Raw genomic sequence first — 15,534 nt, 5'->3', positions numbered from 1 at the left:
TGCCAGTGATGCCGGATCGGGGTCAGGCGCGCAGTTTCGCGCCGTGTTCCCGCTCCACCGCGGCCGTCACTTCAGCCACGACCGCATCCACATCCCGGTCAGTCAGGGTGCGCGATTCATCCTGCACAATCAAGCCCATAGCGAGACTCTTGAATCCGGTTTCCACGCCCTTGCCCTGGTAGCGGTCGAACAGCACCAACTCACGCAGGATCGGGCCGGCGGCCGCCTTCACGGTGGCCTGAATGGCCGCCCAGGGGACCGAATCGGCGACGATGAACGCGCGATCGCGGCGCACCGACGGGTACTTGGACTGTGCCCCGGCCTTCGGGATGGCGCGCTCGACCAGCGGCGCGAGATCCAGCTCGAACGCGAGCACGTCCTGATCCAGGTCCAGCGCGCGCTGCAGGCGCGGGTGCAGCTGGCCGATCCAGCCCAGCCGCTGCTCGCGGCCGCCGTCGACCCGGTACACATCGGCGGAACGGCCCGGATGCGCCCAGGCCGGCTGCGACGGACGGTACTCGAGCTGCGCGCCGGCGCTGACCGCCAGGCTGTCCAGATCGCCGCGCAGGTCGTGGAAGCCGACCGGCGCCGACGCGACCGCCCACTGCTCCGCCCGCGCCGCCCCGCACACCGCCGCGGCCACCCGCTGCGTCTCGACCGGCGCCAAGCTTTGCTGTTCCGAATCCCGAATCCCGAATCCCGAATCCCGGCTCGAAAACACATTGCCCAGCTCGAACAAGCGCACCCGGTCCTGCTGGCGCGAGGCGTTGCGGCCCAGCGCGGCGACCAGACCCGGCAGCAGCATCGTGCGCATGACCCCGAGCTCGGCGCTGAGCGGATTGGCCAGCGGCACCGCGCCGGCCTCGGCCTGCCACAACTGCAACCAGGCAGCGTCGACGAAGGCGTAGTTGATCGCTTCCAGATAGTCGCGCGCGGCCAGTTGGCGGCGCACGGTGGCGCTGTCGACGCGGGTCTCGGTCGGCGCGATCAGGCGCGCGGCGCCACCGGGCAAGGTGGTCGGGATCGCGTCGTAGCCGTGGATGCGGGCGATTTCCTCGATCAGGTCTTCCTCGATCGCGATATCGAAACGGCGGCTGGGCGGGATCACCGACCAGCCTTCGTCGCTGCGCTCGACCGCCAGGCCCAGCGCCTGCAGGATGCGTTCGACATCGGTGTCGGCGACGCTCAGGCCGAGCACCCGCGCCAGACGCGCGCGACGCAACACGACCGGAAGCGGATACGGCAGGTGGTCGGGCAGCGCCGACTCGACCACCGGGCCGGGGGTGCCGCCGGCGATGTCGAGAATCAGGCGGGTCGCGTATTCGATCGCGGTACGCGGCAGTTCGGGATCGACGCCGCGTTCGAAGCGGTGGCCGGCGTCGGTGTGCAGGCCGAGCTTGCGGCCGCGGCCGATGATCGCGGCCGGCGCGAAATGCGCCGCCTCCAGGAACACGTTGCGGGTCGTGTCGGTCACCCGGCTGTCGAAGCCGCCCATGATCCCGCCGAGCGCGATCACCCGCTGCGCGGCGCCCTCGCCGTCGGTGATCGCGATGAACTGTTCGTCCAGGCTCGCGTCCTGGCCGTTGAGCAGCTTGGTGACCTCGCCCGCGCGCGCATGGCGCACGCCGACCGGGCCGCTCAGGGTGTCGCGGTCGAAAGCGTGCATGGGCTGGCCGAGATCGAGCATCACGTACTGGGTGATGTCGACCAGCAGCGACACCGGGCGCACGCCGCTGCGGCGCAGGCGCTCGGCCATCCATACCGGGGTCGGCGCGGTCGCGTCGACGCCTTCGATCACCCGGCCGCAGTAGCGCGGCACGTCCGCGCCGGCGCTGAGTTCGACATGCAGCGCCGAGTCGGTCACCGCCGGCACCGGCACGATATCGAGCGCGGCCACGGTGCTGCCGGTCGCCGCGGCGACGTCGAAGGCGATGCCGCGCACGCTGAAGCAGTCGGCGCGATTGGGCGTGAGCTTGATCTCGATGCTGGCGTCGGGCAGACCGAGGTACTGCGCCAGCGCGGTGCCGGGCGCGGCATCGGCCGGCAGTTCCAGCAAGCCCGAGGCATCGGCGTCGATGCCCAGTTCCTTGGCCGAACACAGCATGCCGAACGACTCCACGCCGCGCAGCTTGGCCGCCTTGATCGCGATCCCGCCGGGCAGCGTGGCGCCGACCGTGGCCAGCGGCGCGACCAGTCCGGCGCGCGCGTTCGGCGCGCCGCAGACGATCTGGACCGTGCCGTTGCCGGTATCGACCTGACACACCTGCAGGCGATCGGCTTCCGGATGTTTCTCGGCGCTGATGATGCGCGCGACCACCACGCCGTCCAGCGTCGCGCCGAGCGCGGTGACTTCTTCGACTTCCAATCCGATCGCGGTCAGGGTCGCGGCGAGCTGCTCGCGCGTGGCGGCGGTCGGGACGTGCTGGCGGAGCCAGTTTTCGCTGAATTTCATTTGAAGGCCGGGATTAGGGATTCGGGATTGGGGATTCGCAGAGCGGGATCGGATTCGCTATTGCGAATCCCGAATCCCAAATCCCGAATCCCGGTTTCTCAAGCAAATTGCTTGAGAAACCTGACATCGTTCTCGAAGAAGCTGCGCAGATCGTCGACGCCGTAGCGCAGCATGGTCAGGCGCTCCACACCCATGCCGAAGGCATAGCCGGTGTAGCGCTCCGGGTCGATGCCGACGTTGCGCAGCACGTTCGGGTGGACCATGCCGCAGCCCAGCACTTCCAGCCAGCGGGTGCTGCCGTCGGGCTGCTGCCAGGCGATGTCGACTTCGGCCGAGGGTTCGGTGAACGGGAAATAGCTCGGGCGGAAGCGCATTTCGAAATCGCGCTCGAAGAACGCGCGTACGAATTCGGCCAGGGTGCCCTTGAGGTCGGCGAAGCTGGAATGCTCGTCGATCAGCAGGCCTTCGCACTGGTGGAACATCGGCGTGTGGGTCTGGTCGCTGTCGCTGCGGTACACCTTGCCCAGCGCGATCATGCGCAGCGGCGGCTTGTGCTCGAGCATGTAGCGCACCTGCATGCCCGAGGTATGGGTGCGCAGCAGGCGGGCTTCGCCGGCGCTGTCGGGCGGGAAGTAGAAGGTGTCGTGCATCGCCCGCGCCGGATGGTGCGGCGGGAAGTTCAGCGCTTCGAAGTTATGCCAGTCGTCTTCGATCTCGGGGCCGTCGGCCAGTTCGAAACCCAGACGGCCGAAGATGTCCGCCATGCGCTCCATGGTCCGGCTCACCGGATGCAGGCCGCCACGCACCGCATCGACGCCGGGCAAGGTGACATCGATGGTTTCCGACGCCAGGCGCGCGTCGAGCGCGGCATCGTCGAGCGCGCTCTTGCGTTCGGCCAGCGCGGCGGTCAGCGCGTCGCGCGTCTTGTTGATCGCCTCGCCCGCAGCCTTGCGCGCGTCGGCGGGCAAGGCGCCGAGCTGCTTGAGCTGGGCGGTGACGCTGCCGGACTTGCCGAGCAGCGAAACGCGCAGCGCTTCGATGGCGTCCGGAGAGTCGGCCGCGGCGATGTCGGCCAGCGCGCGCTGCGTCAGTTGCTCGATCTCAGCCATGTGCTGTGGTTTCCTTCACTTTGCTCTGCGTTGTGTGTCCCGCGATCGGACCGGGCGGATCTCGTTCGCCCAATCCCTCGCCTGTTCGCTGGCCGCCTCGACGGCCTGTCTGGTCGCTTCGTCGCAGCCCGCGGCATGCTCCGGCGCGGCGGTCGCGACCGAGGCATTGATGACCACCCCGAGCAGTTTCTCACCTGACACCTGGCGTTCCAGCTTCCTGGTGATCGTGGCCACGTCGTCCGAATACTGCTGGCTGCGCGCCTCGTCCAGCACCTTGCACTGTTCGTTGCGCGCCATTCCACCCATCACGTCACCGAACCGCTTGAGCGCATCGGCTTCGCGCTGTTGGCGCGCGCCCAGTTCCTGCGCCGACACCGACATCGACAGCAGCGCCAGGCCCAGCAGCGCCGGCAATCGGTGGTTCGAGATTCCTTTCATCGCATATTTCCTGGGGTCGATGCCGCGCCGGGCAGCCTGTTTGCCGGGTCCAGAAACGACAATGGGGAAGGACTTGCGCCCTTCCCCATGCCTAAGCTCCTCGCTGAAAGCCCGCACACCAAGGCGCGGGCTTTCGCGGAGGGATCCGCATTAAGCCGCGAGCGCGCTCTTCGCCTTTTCGGCCAGCGCCGCAAAACCCACCGCGTCGTGCACGGCGATGTCCGCCAGCACCTTGCGGTCGAGGGTGATGCCGGACTTCAGCAGGCCGTTCATGAAACGGCTGTAGCTCAGACCGTTGATGCGGGCCGCCGCGTTGATACGCGTGATCCACAGCGAACGGAAATTGCGCTTCTTCTGCTTGCGGCCGATGTAGGCGTACTGCAGCGCCTTCGTGACCGCCTGCTTGGCGACGCGGAAGACCTTGCGACGGGCGTGATAGTAGCCCTTGGCCTGCTTCAGGATTTTCTTGTGGCGGCGACGCGCCGTAACACCACGTTTAACTCGTGCCATTGTTCAGTCTCCTCACAAATACGGAAGCATGCGGTCCAGACGGCCAGCGTCCTCGGCACGAACATGGTTCGTCTGCCGCAGGTTGCGCTTCCGCTTGGTCGCTTTCTTGGTGAGGATGTGGCTCTTGTTGGCGTGGCCGCACTTGTACTTGCCGGAAGCGGTCTTCCGGAAGCGTTTGGCTGCCGCCCGATTGGTCTTGATCTTGGGCATTGCGATGTCCTTTCGGAGGTTTATGTCACTGGCCTGGGCGGTGGCACGATGCGCGATGAAGCGCGGCCACTCTTTCCGTCCTGCCCTTGCCGGCTTGTAAGTCGTTGATTCAAAAGGAATCCACAACAGGTCCGTGATGCAGCAAACAACAAACCCGGAGAACCGGGCCGCACATTATGCCTACGGTGCTATCCCCTTGCAAATCAGGGGCTTGATGCGCGGACGAATCGCCGGACGCGGCCGAGGCGGCGCGCTGCGCTGAACCGCGCGGGCTGGCCGCATCGATAGTGCGCGGGACCTTGGGAGTGCGCAGCACCTCGAAAGTGCGCGGGACCTGGGGCGCGGGCGGCGCCCGTCGCGGCGTTTTGCGCGGCGCCGGCGATCACCGACGCATCGGATCGGTGCGCCGGACAGGACCGCGTCGCACCCACGGCCACGCATCCATCGCCCACAAAGAAACAGCCCCCGGGGTTGCCGGGGGCTGCTGCATTCGAGCTTCAGATCTTCTTCTTCGGCGCGATCATCATGACCATCTGCCGCCCTTCCAGGCGCGGACGCGATTCGACCACGATGTCCTCGCCGAGGTCGGCCTCGATCCGGGCCGCCATCTCGCGACCGAGTTCCTGGTGGCTCATTTCGCGGCCACGGAAACGGATGTTGACCTTGACCTTGTCGCCTTCTTCCAGGAAACGGCGCATGTTGCGCAGCTTGATCTGGTAGTCGCCCTCGTCGGTGACCGGACGGAACTTGAGTTCCTTGATCTCGACCTGTTTCTGCTTCTTTTTGGCCTCGTTGGCCTTCTTCTGCTGCTCGAAGCGGAACTTGCCGAAGTCCATGATCTTGCAGACCGGCGGATCGGCGTTGGGCTGAATTTCGACCAGATCCAGTTCTTCCTCTTCGGCCATGCGCAGCGCTTCGTCGCGCGTGAGCACGCCGATCATTTCGCCATCGCTGCCGATCACGCGCACGCGCGGTACACGGATTTCCTGGTTCTTACGATTCGGCTTCTCGGGGGTACTGATTGTTGAATCTCCAAAGTGGTTCACGCCGTCCCGGACTGCCGCCGGGACGGGATCTTTTGCACGCTGTGCGCGGTTAGAAGGCTGACTCAGCGTTCAAACGCGAGGCGAACTCGGCGACGGTCATCGTCCCCAGGTCTTCCCCTGCCCGCGTACGCACTGCAATCATGCCATTGTCCTTCTCGCGGTCGCCGGCCACAAGCAGGTACGGCACGCGATCGAGCGTGTGCTCGCGGATCTTACGGCCGATCTTTTCGTTGCGCAAATCGGCCTCTACCCGGAACCCTTGATTTGCAAGGATTTTCCGGACGTCCGCCACATAATCGGCCTGGGCGTCGGTGATGTTCATGACCGTGGCCTGGACCGGGGCCAGCCAGGCCGGGAACTGGCCGGCGTGGTGCTCGATCAGGATGCCGATAAAGCGCTCCATCGAGCCGACGATGGCCCGGTGCAGCATGACCGGGGTCTGGCGCTGGCTGTTTTCATCGACGTATTCGGCGCCCAGGCGGCCGGGCATCATGAAATCGACCTGCATCGTGCCCAACTGCCAGGTGCGGCCGATCGCGTCCTTGAGGTGGTATTCGATCTTCGGGCCGTAGAACGCGCCCTCGCCCGGCAGCTCCTGCCACTCGACGCCGCAGGCCGACAGCGCGCTGCGCAGGGCGCCTTCGGCCTTGTCCCACGTCGCATCGTCGCCCAGGCGCGAATCCGGACGCAGCGCGATCTTGATCTGGATCTCGTCGAAGCCGAAGTGCTGGTACACCGCCAGCGCCTGCTGGTGGAACGCGGTCACCTCGGCCTCGATCTGGTTTTCCAGGCAGAAGATGTGGCCGTCGTCCTGGGTGAAGCCGCGCACGCGCAGGATGCCGTGCAGCGCGCCGGACGGCTCGTTGCGATGGCACGAGCCGAACTCGCCGTAGCGGATCGGCAGGTCGCGGTAGCTGTGCAGGCCCTGGTTGAACACCTGGATGTGGCCCGGGCAGTTCATCGGCTTGAGCGCGTAGGTGCGCTTCTCCGACTCGGTGAAGAACATGTTCTCCTTGTAGTTGTCCCAGTGGCCGGACTTCTGCCACAGCGACACGTCGAGGATCTGCGGGCAACGCACTTCGCCGTAGCCGCTGTCGCGGTAGACCTTGCGCATGTACTGCTCGACCACCTGCCACACCGACCAGCCCTTCGGATGCCAGAAGATCAGGCCCGGGGCTTCTTCCTGCAGATGGAACAGGTCCTGCTGCTTGGCGATCTTGCGGTGGTCGCGCTTCTCGGCTTCCTCGACCCGCTCGATGTAGGCGGCGAGTTGCTTCTTGTCGGCCCAGGCGGTGCCGTAGATGCGCTGCAGCTGTTCGTTCTTGGAATCGCCGCGCCAGTACGCGCCGGAAATGCGCGTGAGCTTGAACGCCTTGAGGAAGCGCGTATTCGGCACGTGCGGGCCGCGGCACATGTCGACGTATTCCTCGTGGTAGTACAGGCCCATGGCTTTTTCGTCGGGCATGTCCTCGACCAGGCGCAGCTTGTAGTCCTCGCCGCGCGAGGCGAACACTTCGATCACTTCGGCGCGCGGCGTGACCTTCTTGATCACGTCGTAGTCCTTGTCGATCAGCTGGACCATGCGCGCTTCGATCGCGGCCATGTCCTCGGGCGTGAACGGGCGCTCGAACCAGATGTCGTAATAAAAGCCTTCCTCGATGACCGGGCCGATCACCATCTTCGCGCTCGGGTACAACTGCTTGACCGCGTGGCCGACCAGGTGGGCGCAGGAGTGGCGGATGATCTCGACGCCCTCCGGGTCCTTGGGCGTGATGATGCGCAGCCTGGCGTCGTGGTCGATGCGGTCGCTGGCGTCGACCAGCTTGCCGTCGACTTCGCCGGCGACGGTGGCCTTGGCCAGGCCGGCGCCGATCGAGGCGGCGACGTCCATCACGGACACGGGGTTTTCGAATTCGCGGCGGCTGCCGTCGGGAAGGGTAATGGCGATCATGGCGTTGAGGTCTTGATTGGGCAGGCGTGGCGATGAGGTGGCCGCATCGGCTGGCGCCGACCTGGGATCGGCTGCACGGCGGGTTCGACGACCCGGGATCGGGCAATCGGAGCGGTGGCACGACGGCGCAGGTCGTTTACGGACCGGCCGGCGGGTGGGTTGAGCGAATCGGCGGACAAGAAAAAAGCGCCGCGAGGGCGCCTGCGCTTGCGGGAGCCTGCGACGGTTCAGCGATGGGCGCGGGTAGTGTCCATGTCGCACGCTCGGCCGGCGATCGGTCGCGGGCCACCTCGATTCGGGACACGGCCGGATGCCGTGTCGCAGACGCCAATAGTTGGGGACGCCGCCGGGCAAGTCAACCGCCGGCGCAATCGCCGGCACTGTGATGCCCGTACACGATCGGCCTGGCGCCGACGAATGCCGCCGATAGGCAATAACCCAGCCTTCCGGTACCGTAAACCGCACAGGGAAGCCATCTGCTTGGGGCGTGATGGGACATAACAAAGCCAGCCGCGACGGACGCGGCCGTTGCCACGACACGCGCGCGAAGCCCACTCAGCCGGGCCAGGGATGAGCGCGGACGCCATTCCTCCCACCCCAGCGCCGGACACCGCAGCGCCCTCTTCGCCTCCGTCCCGCGGCGGCGCCGGCGCGATGACGCTGATTCGTCGGCTGTGGCCGACGATCTGGTATTACCGCGGCCGGGTCGTGCTGGGCGTGAGCCTGGTGCTGGCGACCAAGCTGGCGACCACCGGCGTCCCGCTGCTGCTCAAGCAGTTGATCGACGCGCTGGATCAAAAACCCACCCCGCTGACCGTGCCGGTGCTGTTGCTGTGCACGTACGGCGCGCTGCGCCTGGCGTCGTCGGTGTTTCAGGAGCTGCGCGGCATCGTGTTCGCGCGGGTGCTGGCGCGCACCTCGCGCGAGGTCGCGCTGCGGGTGTTCGCGCATGTGCACATGCTGAGCCTGCGCTTCCATATGGACCGGCGCACCGGCGCGGTGATCCGCGATCTCGAGCGAGGCATGTCCTCGGTTTCGGAACTGCTCGATACCGCGCTGTACACCGTGGTGCCCACGGTGATCGAGATCGTGCTGGTCACCGCGATCCTGGTCGGCCGCTACGACATGAGCTTCGCCGCGATCACCCTGGGCACGCTGGCGGCCTATCTGCTGTTCACCGTGCGCATGACCGAGTGGCGCCAGCGCTACTACAAGGCCATGAACGAGGCCGATACCGAGGCCAACGCCAGCGCGGTGGATTCGCTGCTGAACTACGAAACGGTCAAGTACTTCAACAACGAACGCTTCGAAGCCCAACGTTTCGACCAGCGCCTGCGCAGCCTGGAGGACACCGGGGTCAAAAGCCTCAAGGCCGCGTCGCTGCTCGGCATCGGTCAGGCCGCGATCATCGCCACCGGCCTGAGCTTGCTGCTGTGGCGCGCGACCGACGGCGTGGTCGCCGGACGCATGAGCCTGGGCGATCTGGTGCTGGTCAACGCGTTCCTGCTGCAACTGGCCGCGCCGCTGAGTTACCTCGGCATGATCTACCGCGAGACCAAGCAGACCCTGGCCAACCTGGAGCGGATGTTCGCGTTGCTCGACGAACCGGTCGAGGTGCGCGATCGCGACGGTGCGCCGGAATTGGCCGTGTCCGGCGGCGAAGTGCGCTTCGAGCAAGTCTCGTTCAACTACGGCGAACGCGAAGTGCTGGCGGCGATCGACTTCGTGATTCCGGCCGGCCGCACCGTGGCCGTGGTCGGCAGCACCGGCGCCGGCAAATCGACCCTGGCGCGCCTGCTGTATCGCTCCTACGACGTCGCCGGCGGTCGCATCACCGTCGACGGCCAGGACCTGCGCGAAGTCACCCAGGATTCGCTGCGCCGGCAGATCGGCGTGGTCCCGCAGGACACGGTGCTGTTCAACGATTCGCTGTACTACAACATCGCCTACGGCCGCCCCGACGCCAGCCGCGAGGAAGTGTTCGACGCCGCCCGCGCCGCGCATATCCACGAGTTCATCCAGACCCTGCCGCAAGGCTACGAAACCAACGTCGGCGAACGCGGGCTGAAACTGTCGGGCGGCGAGAAACAGCGCATCGCGATCGCGCGCACCTTGCTCAAGCGGCCGGCGATCCTGATCTTCGACGAAGCGACCTCGGCGCTGGACACGCATACCGAACACGGCATCCAGCGCGAACTCGATCAGGCCGCGCAAGGCCGCACTACCCTGGTGATCGCGCACCGCCTGTCGACCGTGGTCGGCGCCGACGAAATCCTGGTGCTCGAACGCGGCCGCATCGTCGAGCGCGGCAGCCACGCGTCGCTGCTGGCCGCGTCGGGCCGCTACGCCGCGCTATGGGCGATGCAGCAGCGCGGACACGACACCGGCGAATCCGAACCCAACACCCCACCCTCCTCCACCGTTACGACACAGGACCTGTCATGACGACATTGATAGTCAGCGATCCCTGGGACATCCACGCGCGCGCCGTGGCCTGGGCGCTGGAACACGAAGGCGAGACCGTACACGTCTGGTACACCCACGATTTCCCGCAGAAACACGGGGTCAGCCTGCGCGTGGACGGCGCCGGCGCGAACGCCGATCCGGCCCAGGTGACGCTGCATTGCGCGCGCCATCATCGCGACTTCGGCTCGCACGACATCGACACCGTGTGGCTGCGGCGCTGGTATCTGCCGCAGGCATCGCCCGACCTGCATCCGGCCGACACGCGCTTCGCCCAGACCGAGGCCAACGAGTTCATCCGCGCGACCGTCGGCCTGCTCGACGAGAGCCCGCGTTTCTGGATCAACCCGGTCGCGGCCAAGGCGCGCGCCGACCGCAAGGCGGCGCAGCTGAAAGTCGCGGCCGATGTCGGCCTGCCGGTGCCGAGCACCTTGATCTCCAATGACCCGGCCGCGATCCGCGCGTTTTTCCATGAGCACGGCGGCAAGCTGATCTACAAGCCGATGACCGGGGCATCGTGGGTCTCGGACGAAAAGGCGATGGCCACCTACACCGCGGCGATCAGCGAGGAACTGCTCGGCAACGATGCCTCGCTGTCCAACGCGCCGGGCATCTATCAGCCCTTGCTCGACAAGAGCTACGAACTGCGGGTCACGGTCATCGGCCGCACGGTGATCGCCGCGCAGATCAAATCGCAGAATTCAGGCGGTTACCTGGTCGACTGGCGCGCGAACGATTTCAGCGAATCCATGGGCTACGAGCGCTACGCGCTGCCCGAAGCGATCGAACAACGCTGCCTGGCGTTGATGGCGCGGATGGGCCTGGTGTTCGGCTGCATCGACTTCGTGGTCACCACCCAGGGCGAGTACATGTTCCTGGAAGTCAACGAGATGGGCCAGTTCCTGTGGCTGGAGGGGGTCAACCCCGAACTGCAGTTGCTCGACTGCTTCGTGCAGTTCAGCCAGAGCCGCGACCCGAACTTCGTCTACGACTGGCGCCAGCCGGTGTACCGATATCGTGAGTACTGGGATTCGATGGAGCAGCGCGGCGATGTCGATCCGGCCGAGCACCTGCACCTCGCGCTGCCGCGTTCGTTCGAAATGCGCGAGTGAGCGTGCGGCGGGCGGCGGCGTTCCGCGTCGCCCGCTCCCGCCGTCGGGGCCGAAGCGTTCGGCGCGAGCGGGGGCGGCGGCTTGCGCGGCATCTGGCCACGGGCAATCCGCAAGCCGACCGATGCCGCATGCAAATAGAGCCGGGAGGCATGCCTCCCGGCTCTATCGTCTTGATAATCCGGGGTGCGCGGATTACGGGATCTGATCACCGTTGTCGGCGCGATCGATCTCGTTGAACGGCTTGGTGCGGACAAACGTCGACGCGGCGGCGAAAGAGACTTCGTTACCAGCGTCTTCGGACATCGAAACCTCGATGGCGACCATGCGGCCGATCAAGCGGGTCTGTTCGTTCTGCGACATTGCCTACTCCTTAGCTATGCGCGGCGGGATGGCCGCAGCTTGAGCATAGGAAGCAACGCAGAGGCTTAACAAGACATCGCATGCGGTTTCGACAGCGGATCAGTGTGATGCAACTCAAGAAACCCACAAACAATCCGTGTCTTAGCTGATCTTTGACCGCAATTTGCGCACATCGAATTCGGCATACGAGGCTAGTTTGACCATGCGATCGCGCGGCGGCGGCGGGTCGCCGGAGCATCTCGACGAGCAGTTTCGACGAATGCATGCGAGTTCAGGTCCGGCTGCGGCGCCGGCGTTTCAATTGTCTGGAATATGCGGAGAATCGCGAGCATCCGCCGTGCTCGCATCGCGACTCGACCGAGATGCGACGACGCGTTGAAGCCATCGCTCTCGAGGCGGCATCGCCCGTCGCGCGAACCGCGACCGCCGCCGGCACGGAGCGCCCGGGCGCGCGAAGCGGCCGACCACGACCGCGCGATTCAGCCGCGTGTCCGAAGCCGGAATGACGACTGCCGGACCGCAGCGGCTTACTCGGCGGCATCGCGGCTTCCTTCGCGTGTGTGTCGTCTATGGAACCTGGCGTCGCCGCCCTGCCGTGGCGATGCCGTCTCGCCGCAAGCGGCGCGGATACCGACCGATGCGAAGCGTTCGGTCGCAACGCGGCAATCCGCGCGCCGCCGAGTGCCGGCGTTCGATTCGCCTGCGCTCGCTGCGCGGGTTCGCCTCCGCGCAACGCCATGGCCGCCGAAGCGAAACGATGATGGGGATCGGCGAGATCGCCTTCGCAAGCGCGGCGGATCGGTTCGCCATTGCGGGTCGGACACGATTTGAGCCGGCACAAGGAAAGTCGCGGAAATCAGCCGCGGCACATGCGCCGCCTCAAGCCCAAGGCGCGCAGTGATCGAGTTGCGTGGCCATGCCGGCATCGGCGTGCGCGGCCCGCGTGGGCGTGCACAGGCGCCGAACGGCTCAAGCGACGGCCAAAACGAAAAACCGCCGCTTCGAGGCGACGGTTTTCTGGATGCTTCGTTTGTCCCAACCTCTTCCGGCGCGAACAGCCCGGAGATCGGTTGGTGGGCGGTACAGGGTTCGAACCTGTGACCCCTACCATGTCAAGGTAGTGCTCTACCGCTGAGCTAACCGCCCGCATCGCCGTATTACTGCAATTCCCCGGCGAAGGGGGCGCAGTTTAGCCCAGCGCGCGGCGAGCGACAAGCCTTTTTGTCGTCGCCGTGCGGGCCGGGCCGGCCGGCTCAGGCGCCGAGTCCGGCGTCCTTGAGTTTGCGCAGTTGATCGCGCACCGCCGCGGCCTGTTCGAACTCCAGATCGCGGGCGTGCTGGTACATCTGCTGCTCCAGCGCCTTGATCCTGGCGGCGAACTGGGCCGGGCTGAGGCTCGCGACGTCCGCCGCGTCCTCGGCCACCCGACGGCCCTTGCCGCGCGCCTTGAGCGCTTCGGGATCGACCCGGGCGCCTTCCATGATGTCGACCACCGCCTTGTCCACCGACTTGGGGGTGATGCCGTGCGCTTCGTTGTACTCGACCTGCTTCTGCCGGCGGCGGTCGGTTTCCTCGATCGCGCGCTGCATCGAATTGGTGATGCGGTCGGCGTACAGAATCGCCTTGCCGCGCAGGTTGCGCGCGGCGCGGCCGATGGTCTGGATCAGCGAGCCGGTCGAACGCAGGAAGCCTTCCTTGTCGGCGTCGAGGATCGCGACCAGCGACACCTCGGGCATGTCCAGGCCTTCGCGCAGCAGGTTGATGCCGACCAGCACGTCGAACTTGCCCAGGCGCAGGTCGCGGATGATTTCCACCCGCTCCACGGTATCGATGTCCGAATGCAGGTAGCGCACCTTGACCCCGTGTTCGCCGAGGTATTCGGTGAGGTTTTCCGACATGCGCTTGGTCAGGGTGGTGATCAGCACGCGATCACCCATCGCCACGCGCTCGCGGATCTCGCCGAGCACATCGTCGACCTGGGTCGCGACCGGGCGGATCTCGACCACCGGATCGATCAGGCCGGTCGGCCGCACCACCAACTCGGTGATCTGCCCTTCGGATTTCTTCAGCTCGTACGGACCGGGCGTGGCCGAGACGTAGATCGCGCGCGGCGAGCGCCCTTCCCACTCTTCAAAGCGCAACGGCCGGTTGTCCAGCGCCGAGGGCATGCGGAAACCGAACTCGACCAGGGTTTCCTTGCGCGAGCGGTCGCCTTTGTACATCGCGCCGATCTGCGGAATGGTCACGTGCGATTCGTCGACCACCAGCAGCGCGTCGGGCGGCAGGTAGTCGAACAGGCACGGCGGCGGCTCGCCGGGCATGTGCCCGCTCAGATGCCGCGAGTAGTTCTCGATGCCGTTGCAGTAGCCCACCTCGGCCAGCATCTCCAGATCGAACTGGGTGCGCTGGGCCAGGCGCTGCGCTTCGACCAGTTTGTTGTTGGCGTACAGATACTCAAGACGCTCGCGCAGCTCTTCCTTGATCGTCTCGATCGCATCGAGCACGGTGCGCCGGGTGGTGACGTAATGCGAACCGGGGTAGATGGTGAAGCGCGGCACCCGTTCCAGGGTTTCGCCGGTCAGCGGATCGAACAGGGTCAGGTTCTCGATCTCGCCGTCGAACAGCTCCACGCGCAGTGCCTGCGAATCGCTTTCGGCCGGATGCACGTCGATGACTTCGCCGCGCACGCGGTAGGTCGCGCGGCGCAGTTCGGTGTCGTTGCGGGTGTACTGCATCTCGGTCAGGCGGCGGATCAGCTCGCGCTGGTCGATGCGCTCGCCACGGACCATGTGCAGGACCATGCGGAAGTATTCGTTCGGATCGCCCAGGCCGTAGATCGCCGAGACGGTGCACACGATCAGCGAGTCGCGACGCTCGAGCAGGGCCTTGGTCGCCGACAACCGCATCTGTTCGATGTGCTCGTTGACCGAGCTGTCCTTCTCGATGAAGGTGTCGCTCGACGGCACGTAGGCTTCGGGCTGGTAGTAATCGTAGTAGCTGACGAAGTACTCGACCGCGTTATGCGGGAAGAACGCCTTGAACTCGCCGTACAACTGCGCGGCCAGGGTCTTGTTCGGCGCCATCACCAGGGTCGGCTTCTGCACCGCCTGGACCACGTTGGCGATGGTGTAGGTCTTGCCCGAGCCGGTCACGCCGAGCAAGGTCTGCTGCGCGAGGCCGCCTTCGAAGCCGGCGACCAGTTTTTCTATCGCCTGCGGCTGATCGCCGGCTGGCGAATACGGCGAAACCAGCTGGAAACCGGCGGACTGCTGACTGTCGTCCATCGTGCTACCCGAGCGATGCGAATCGGGCAGTTTATCCAACTCGGTCTCAGCGGGTGAGAATGGCGGCTGTCTGAGGGCGCGTGCGGCGCGCTGGCCGGGGTTCGCACAATGCAAACGGCCCGCCCCGGTGAAGGAGCGGGCCGCAAGCTGAACCGGTCAGGTTATTGCAGGTTCCAGCATTCGGGCATGGTCTGCGCATCCGGCGTTTTCGCGCCGGTATTGCTCAGGGTCAAGGTGCCGCAATCGTCGCCTACCTGCCCGCCCACCGGCTGCGCGCTCAACACGAAGGTGCTCGCGGTCGTGGCGCCGGAGAACGAGATCGTGTAACGCGCATCGCCGGTCTTCGGCGACTGGGTCATGGCGATGTCAGCGAGATTGGCGCCGACATAGCTGTTATTGACCGTGTAGTAGCGCTCCATCGCCTGCGCAACCTCGGCCAGATCGGCCTTGGCCTGGCCACGACGGCTCTTGCGCACGCTGTCCTGGTAGGTCGGCACCGCGATGCCGACCAGGATGCCGATGATGGCCACCACGACCATGAGTTCGATCAGGGTGAAACCCCGGATCGATCGTGCGCCCCTGTAGTGAAACTGCTTCAT

General features: G+C 66.1%; 13 protein-coding genes and 1 tRNA gene. 3 read left to right on the top strand and 11 right to left on the bottom strand.

Going from position 1 to position 15,534, the window contains the following annotated elements; all coding sequences use genetic code 11:
- Positions 1–22 precede the first annotated feature (22 nt).
- From pheT to thrS, 7 genes are all read right to left on the bottom strand, one after another.
- Positions 23–2,452 (bottom strand): phenylalanine--tRNA ligase subunit beta, encoded by a 2,430-nt coding sequence (gene pheT / locus AC3A4T_RS06190; protein ID WP_487674593.1) that lies wholly within the window; start codon positions 2,450–2,452, stop codon positions 23–25.
- Positions 2,453–2,550: 98 nt separating this feature from the next.
- Positions 2,551–3,561 carry a phenylalanine--tRNA ligase subunit alpha gene (pheS, locus tag AC3A4T_RS06185; protein WP_487674592.1) on the bottom strand — a complete coding sequence of 337 codons (1,011 nt, stop codon included), beginning with the start codon at positions 3,559–3,561 and terminating at the stop codon, positions 2,551–2,553.
- Between the two features lie 15 nt (positions 3,562–3,576).
- The gene (locus AC3A4T_RS06180; protein WP_487674591.1) at positions 3,577–3,975 is read right to left on the bottom strand and encodes a hypothetical protein; all 399 of its coding nucleotides are present in this window, start codon (positions 3,973–3,975) and stop codon (positions 3,577–3,579) included.
- A 174-nt stretch (positions 3,976–4,149) separates the two neighbouring features.
- Positions 4,150–4,509 (bottom strand): 50S ribosomal protein L20, encoded by a 360-nt coding sequence (gene rplT / locus AC3A4T_RS06175; protein ID WP_036101921.1) that lies wholly within the window; start codon positions 4,507–4,509, stop codon positions 4,150–4,152.
- A 12-nt stretch (positions 4,510–4,521) separates the two neighbouring features.
- Entirely contained in the window at positions 4,522–4,719 is a 198-nt protein-coding gene (rpmI, locus tag AC3A4T_RS06170; RefSeq protein WP_027083463.1) for a 50S ribosomal protein L35, read from the bottom strand.
- Positions 4,720–5,216: 497 nt separating this feature from the next.
- Positions 5,217–5,741 (bottom strand): translation initiation factor IF-3, encoded by a 525-nt coding sequence (gene infC / locus AC3A4T_RS06165; RefSeq protein WP_198339052.1) that lies wholly within the window; start codon positions 5,739–5,741, stop codon positions 5,217–5,219.
- 73 nt (positions 5,742–5,814) lie between these two features.
- Positions 5,815–7,716, bottom strand: coding sequence for a threonine--tRNA ligase (gene thrS, locus AC3A4T_RS06160; protein ID WP_487674590.1), 1,902 nt, complete (start codon positions 7,714–7,716; stop codon positions 5,815–5,817).
- A 654-nt stretch (positions 7,717–8,370) separates the two neighbouring features.
- Between thrS and AC3A4T_RS06155 the strand changes: the two genes are divergently transcribed.
- Positions 8,371–10,161 (top strand): ABCB family ABC transporter ATP-binding protein/permease, encoded by a 1,791-nt coding sequence (locus AC3A4T_RS06155; RefSeq protein WP_487674589.1) that lies wholly within the window; start codon positions 8,371–8,373, stop codon positions 10,159–10,161.
- Positions 10,158–11,291: an MvdC/MvdD family ATP grasp protein gene (locus AC3A4T_RS06150; RefSeq protein ID WP_487674588.1), complete on the top strand. Its 1,134-nt coding sequence runs from the start codon at positions 10,158–10,160 to the stop codon at positions 11,289–11,291. Before AC3A4T_RS06155 ends, AC3A4T_RS06150 begins: the two co-directional genes overlap by 4 nt.
- Before the next feature lie 192 nt (positions 11,292–11,483).
- Here the strand turns inward: AC3A4T_RS06150 and AC3A4T_RS06145 are convergent, their stop codons facing one another.
- Entirely contained in the window at positions 11,484–11,651 is a 168-nt protein-coding gene (locus AC3A4T_RS06145) for a hypothetical protein (protein WP_157477074.1), read from the bottom strand.
- Between the two features lie 897 nt (positions 11,652–12,548).
- Here AC3A4T_RS06145 and AC3A4T_RS06140 point away from each other — a divergent pair.
- Positions 12,549–12,752: a hypothetical protein gene (locus AC3A4T_RS06140; protein WP_487674587.1), complete on the top strand. Its 204-nt coding sequence runs from the start codon at positions 12,549–12,551 to the stop codon at positions 12,750–12,752.
- Here AC3A4T_RS06140 and AC3A4T_RS06135 read toward each other — a convergent pair.
- The 3 genes from AC3A4T_RS06135 to AC3A4T_RS06125 all read right to left on the bottom strand — a co-directional run bounded on the left by AC3A4T_RS06135 (position 12,723) and on the right by AC3A4T_RS06125 (position 15,534).
- Positions 12,723–12,797: transfer RNA gene (locus AC3A4T_RS06135), tRNA-Val, on the bottom strand. The genes AC3A4T_RS06140 and AC3A4T_RS06135 overlap by 30 nt on opposite strands.
- Before the next feature lie 107 nt (positions 12,798–12,904).
- A complete protein-coding gene (gene uvrB / locus AC3A4T_RS06130; RefSeq protein WP_487674856.1) occupies positions 12,905–14,935 on the bottom strand; it encodes an excinuclease ABC subunit UvrB in 2,031 nt (676 codons plus the stop codon).
- A 161-nt stretch (positions 14,936–15,096) separates the two neighbouring features.
- The gene (locus tag AC3A4T_RS06125; protein WP_487674586.1) at positions 15,097–15,534 is read right to left on the bottom strand and encodes a type IV pilin protein; all 438 of its coding nucleotides are present in this window, start codon (positions 15,532–15,534) and stop codon (positions 15,097–15,099) included.

The organism is Lysobacter sp. Soil_N_51 (assembly GCF_057655755.1).
The sequence above is the reverse complement of the archived record's forward strand: the minus strand, read 5'-3'. Positions and strand labels throughout refer to the sequence as shown.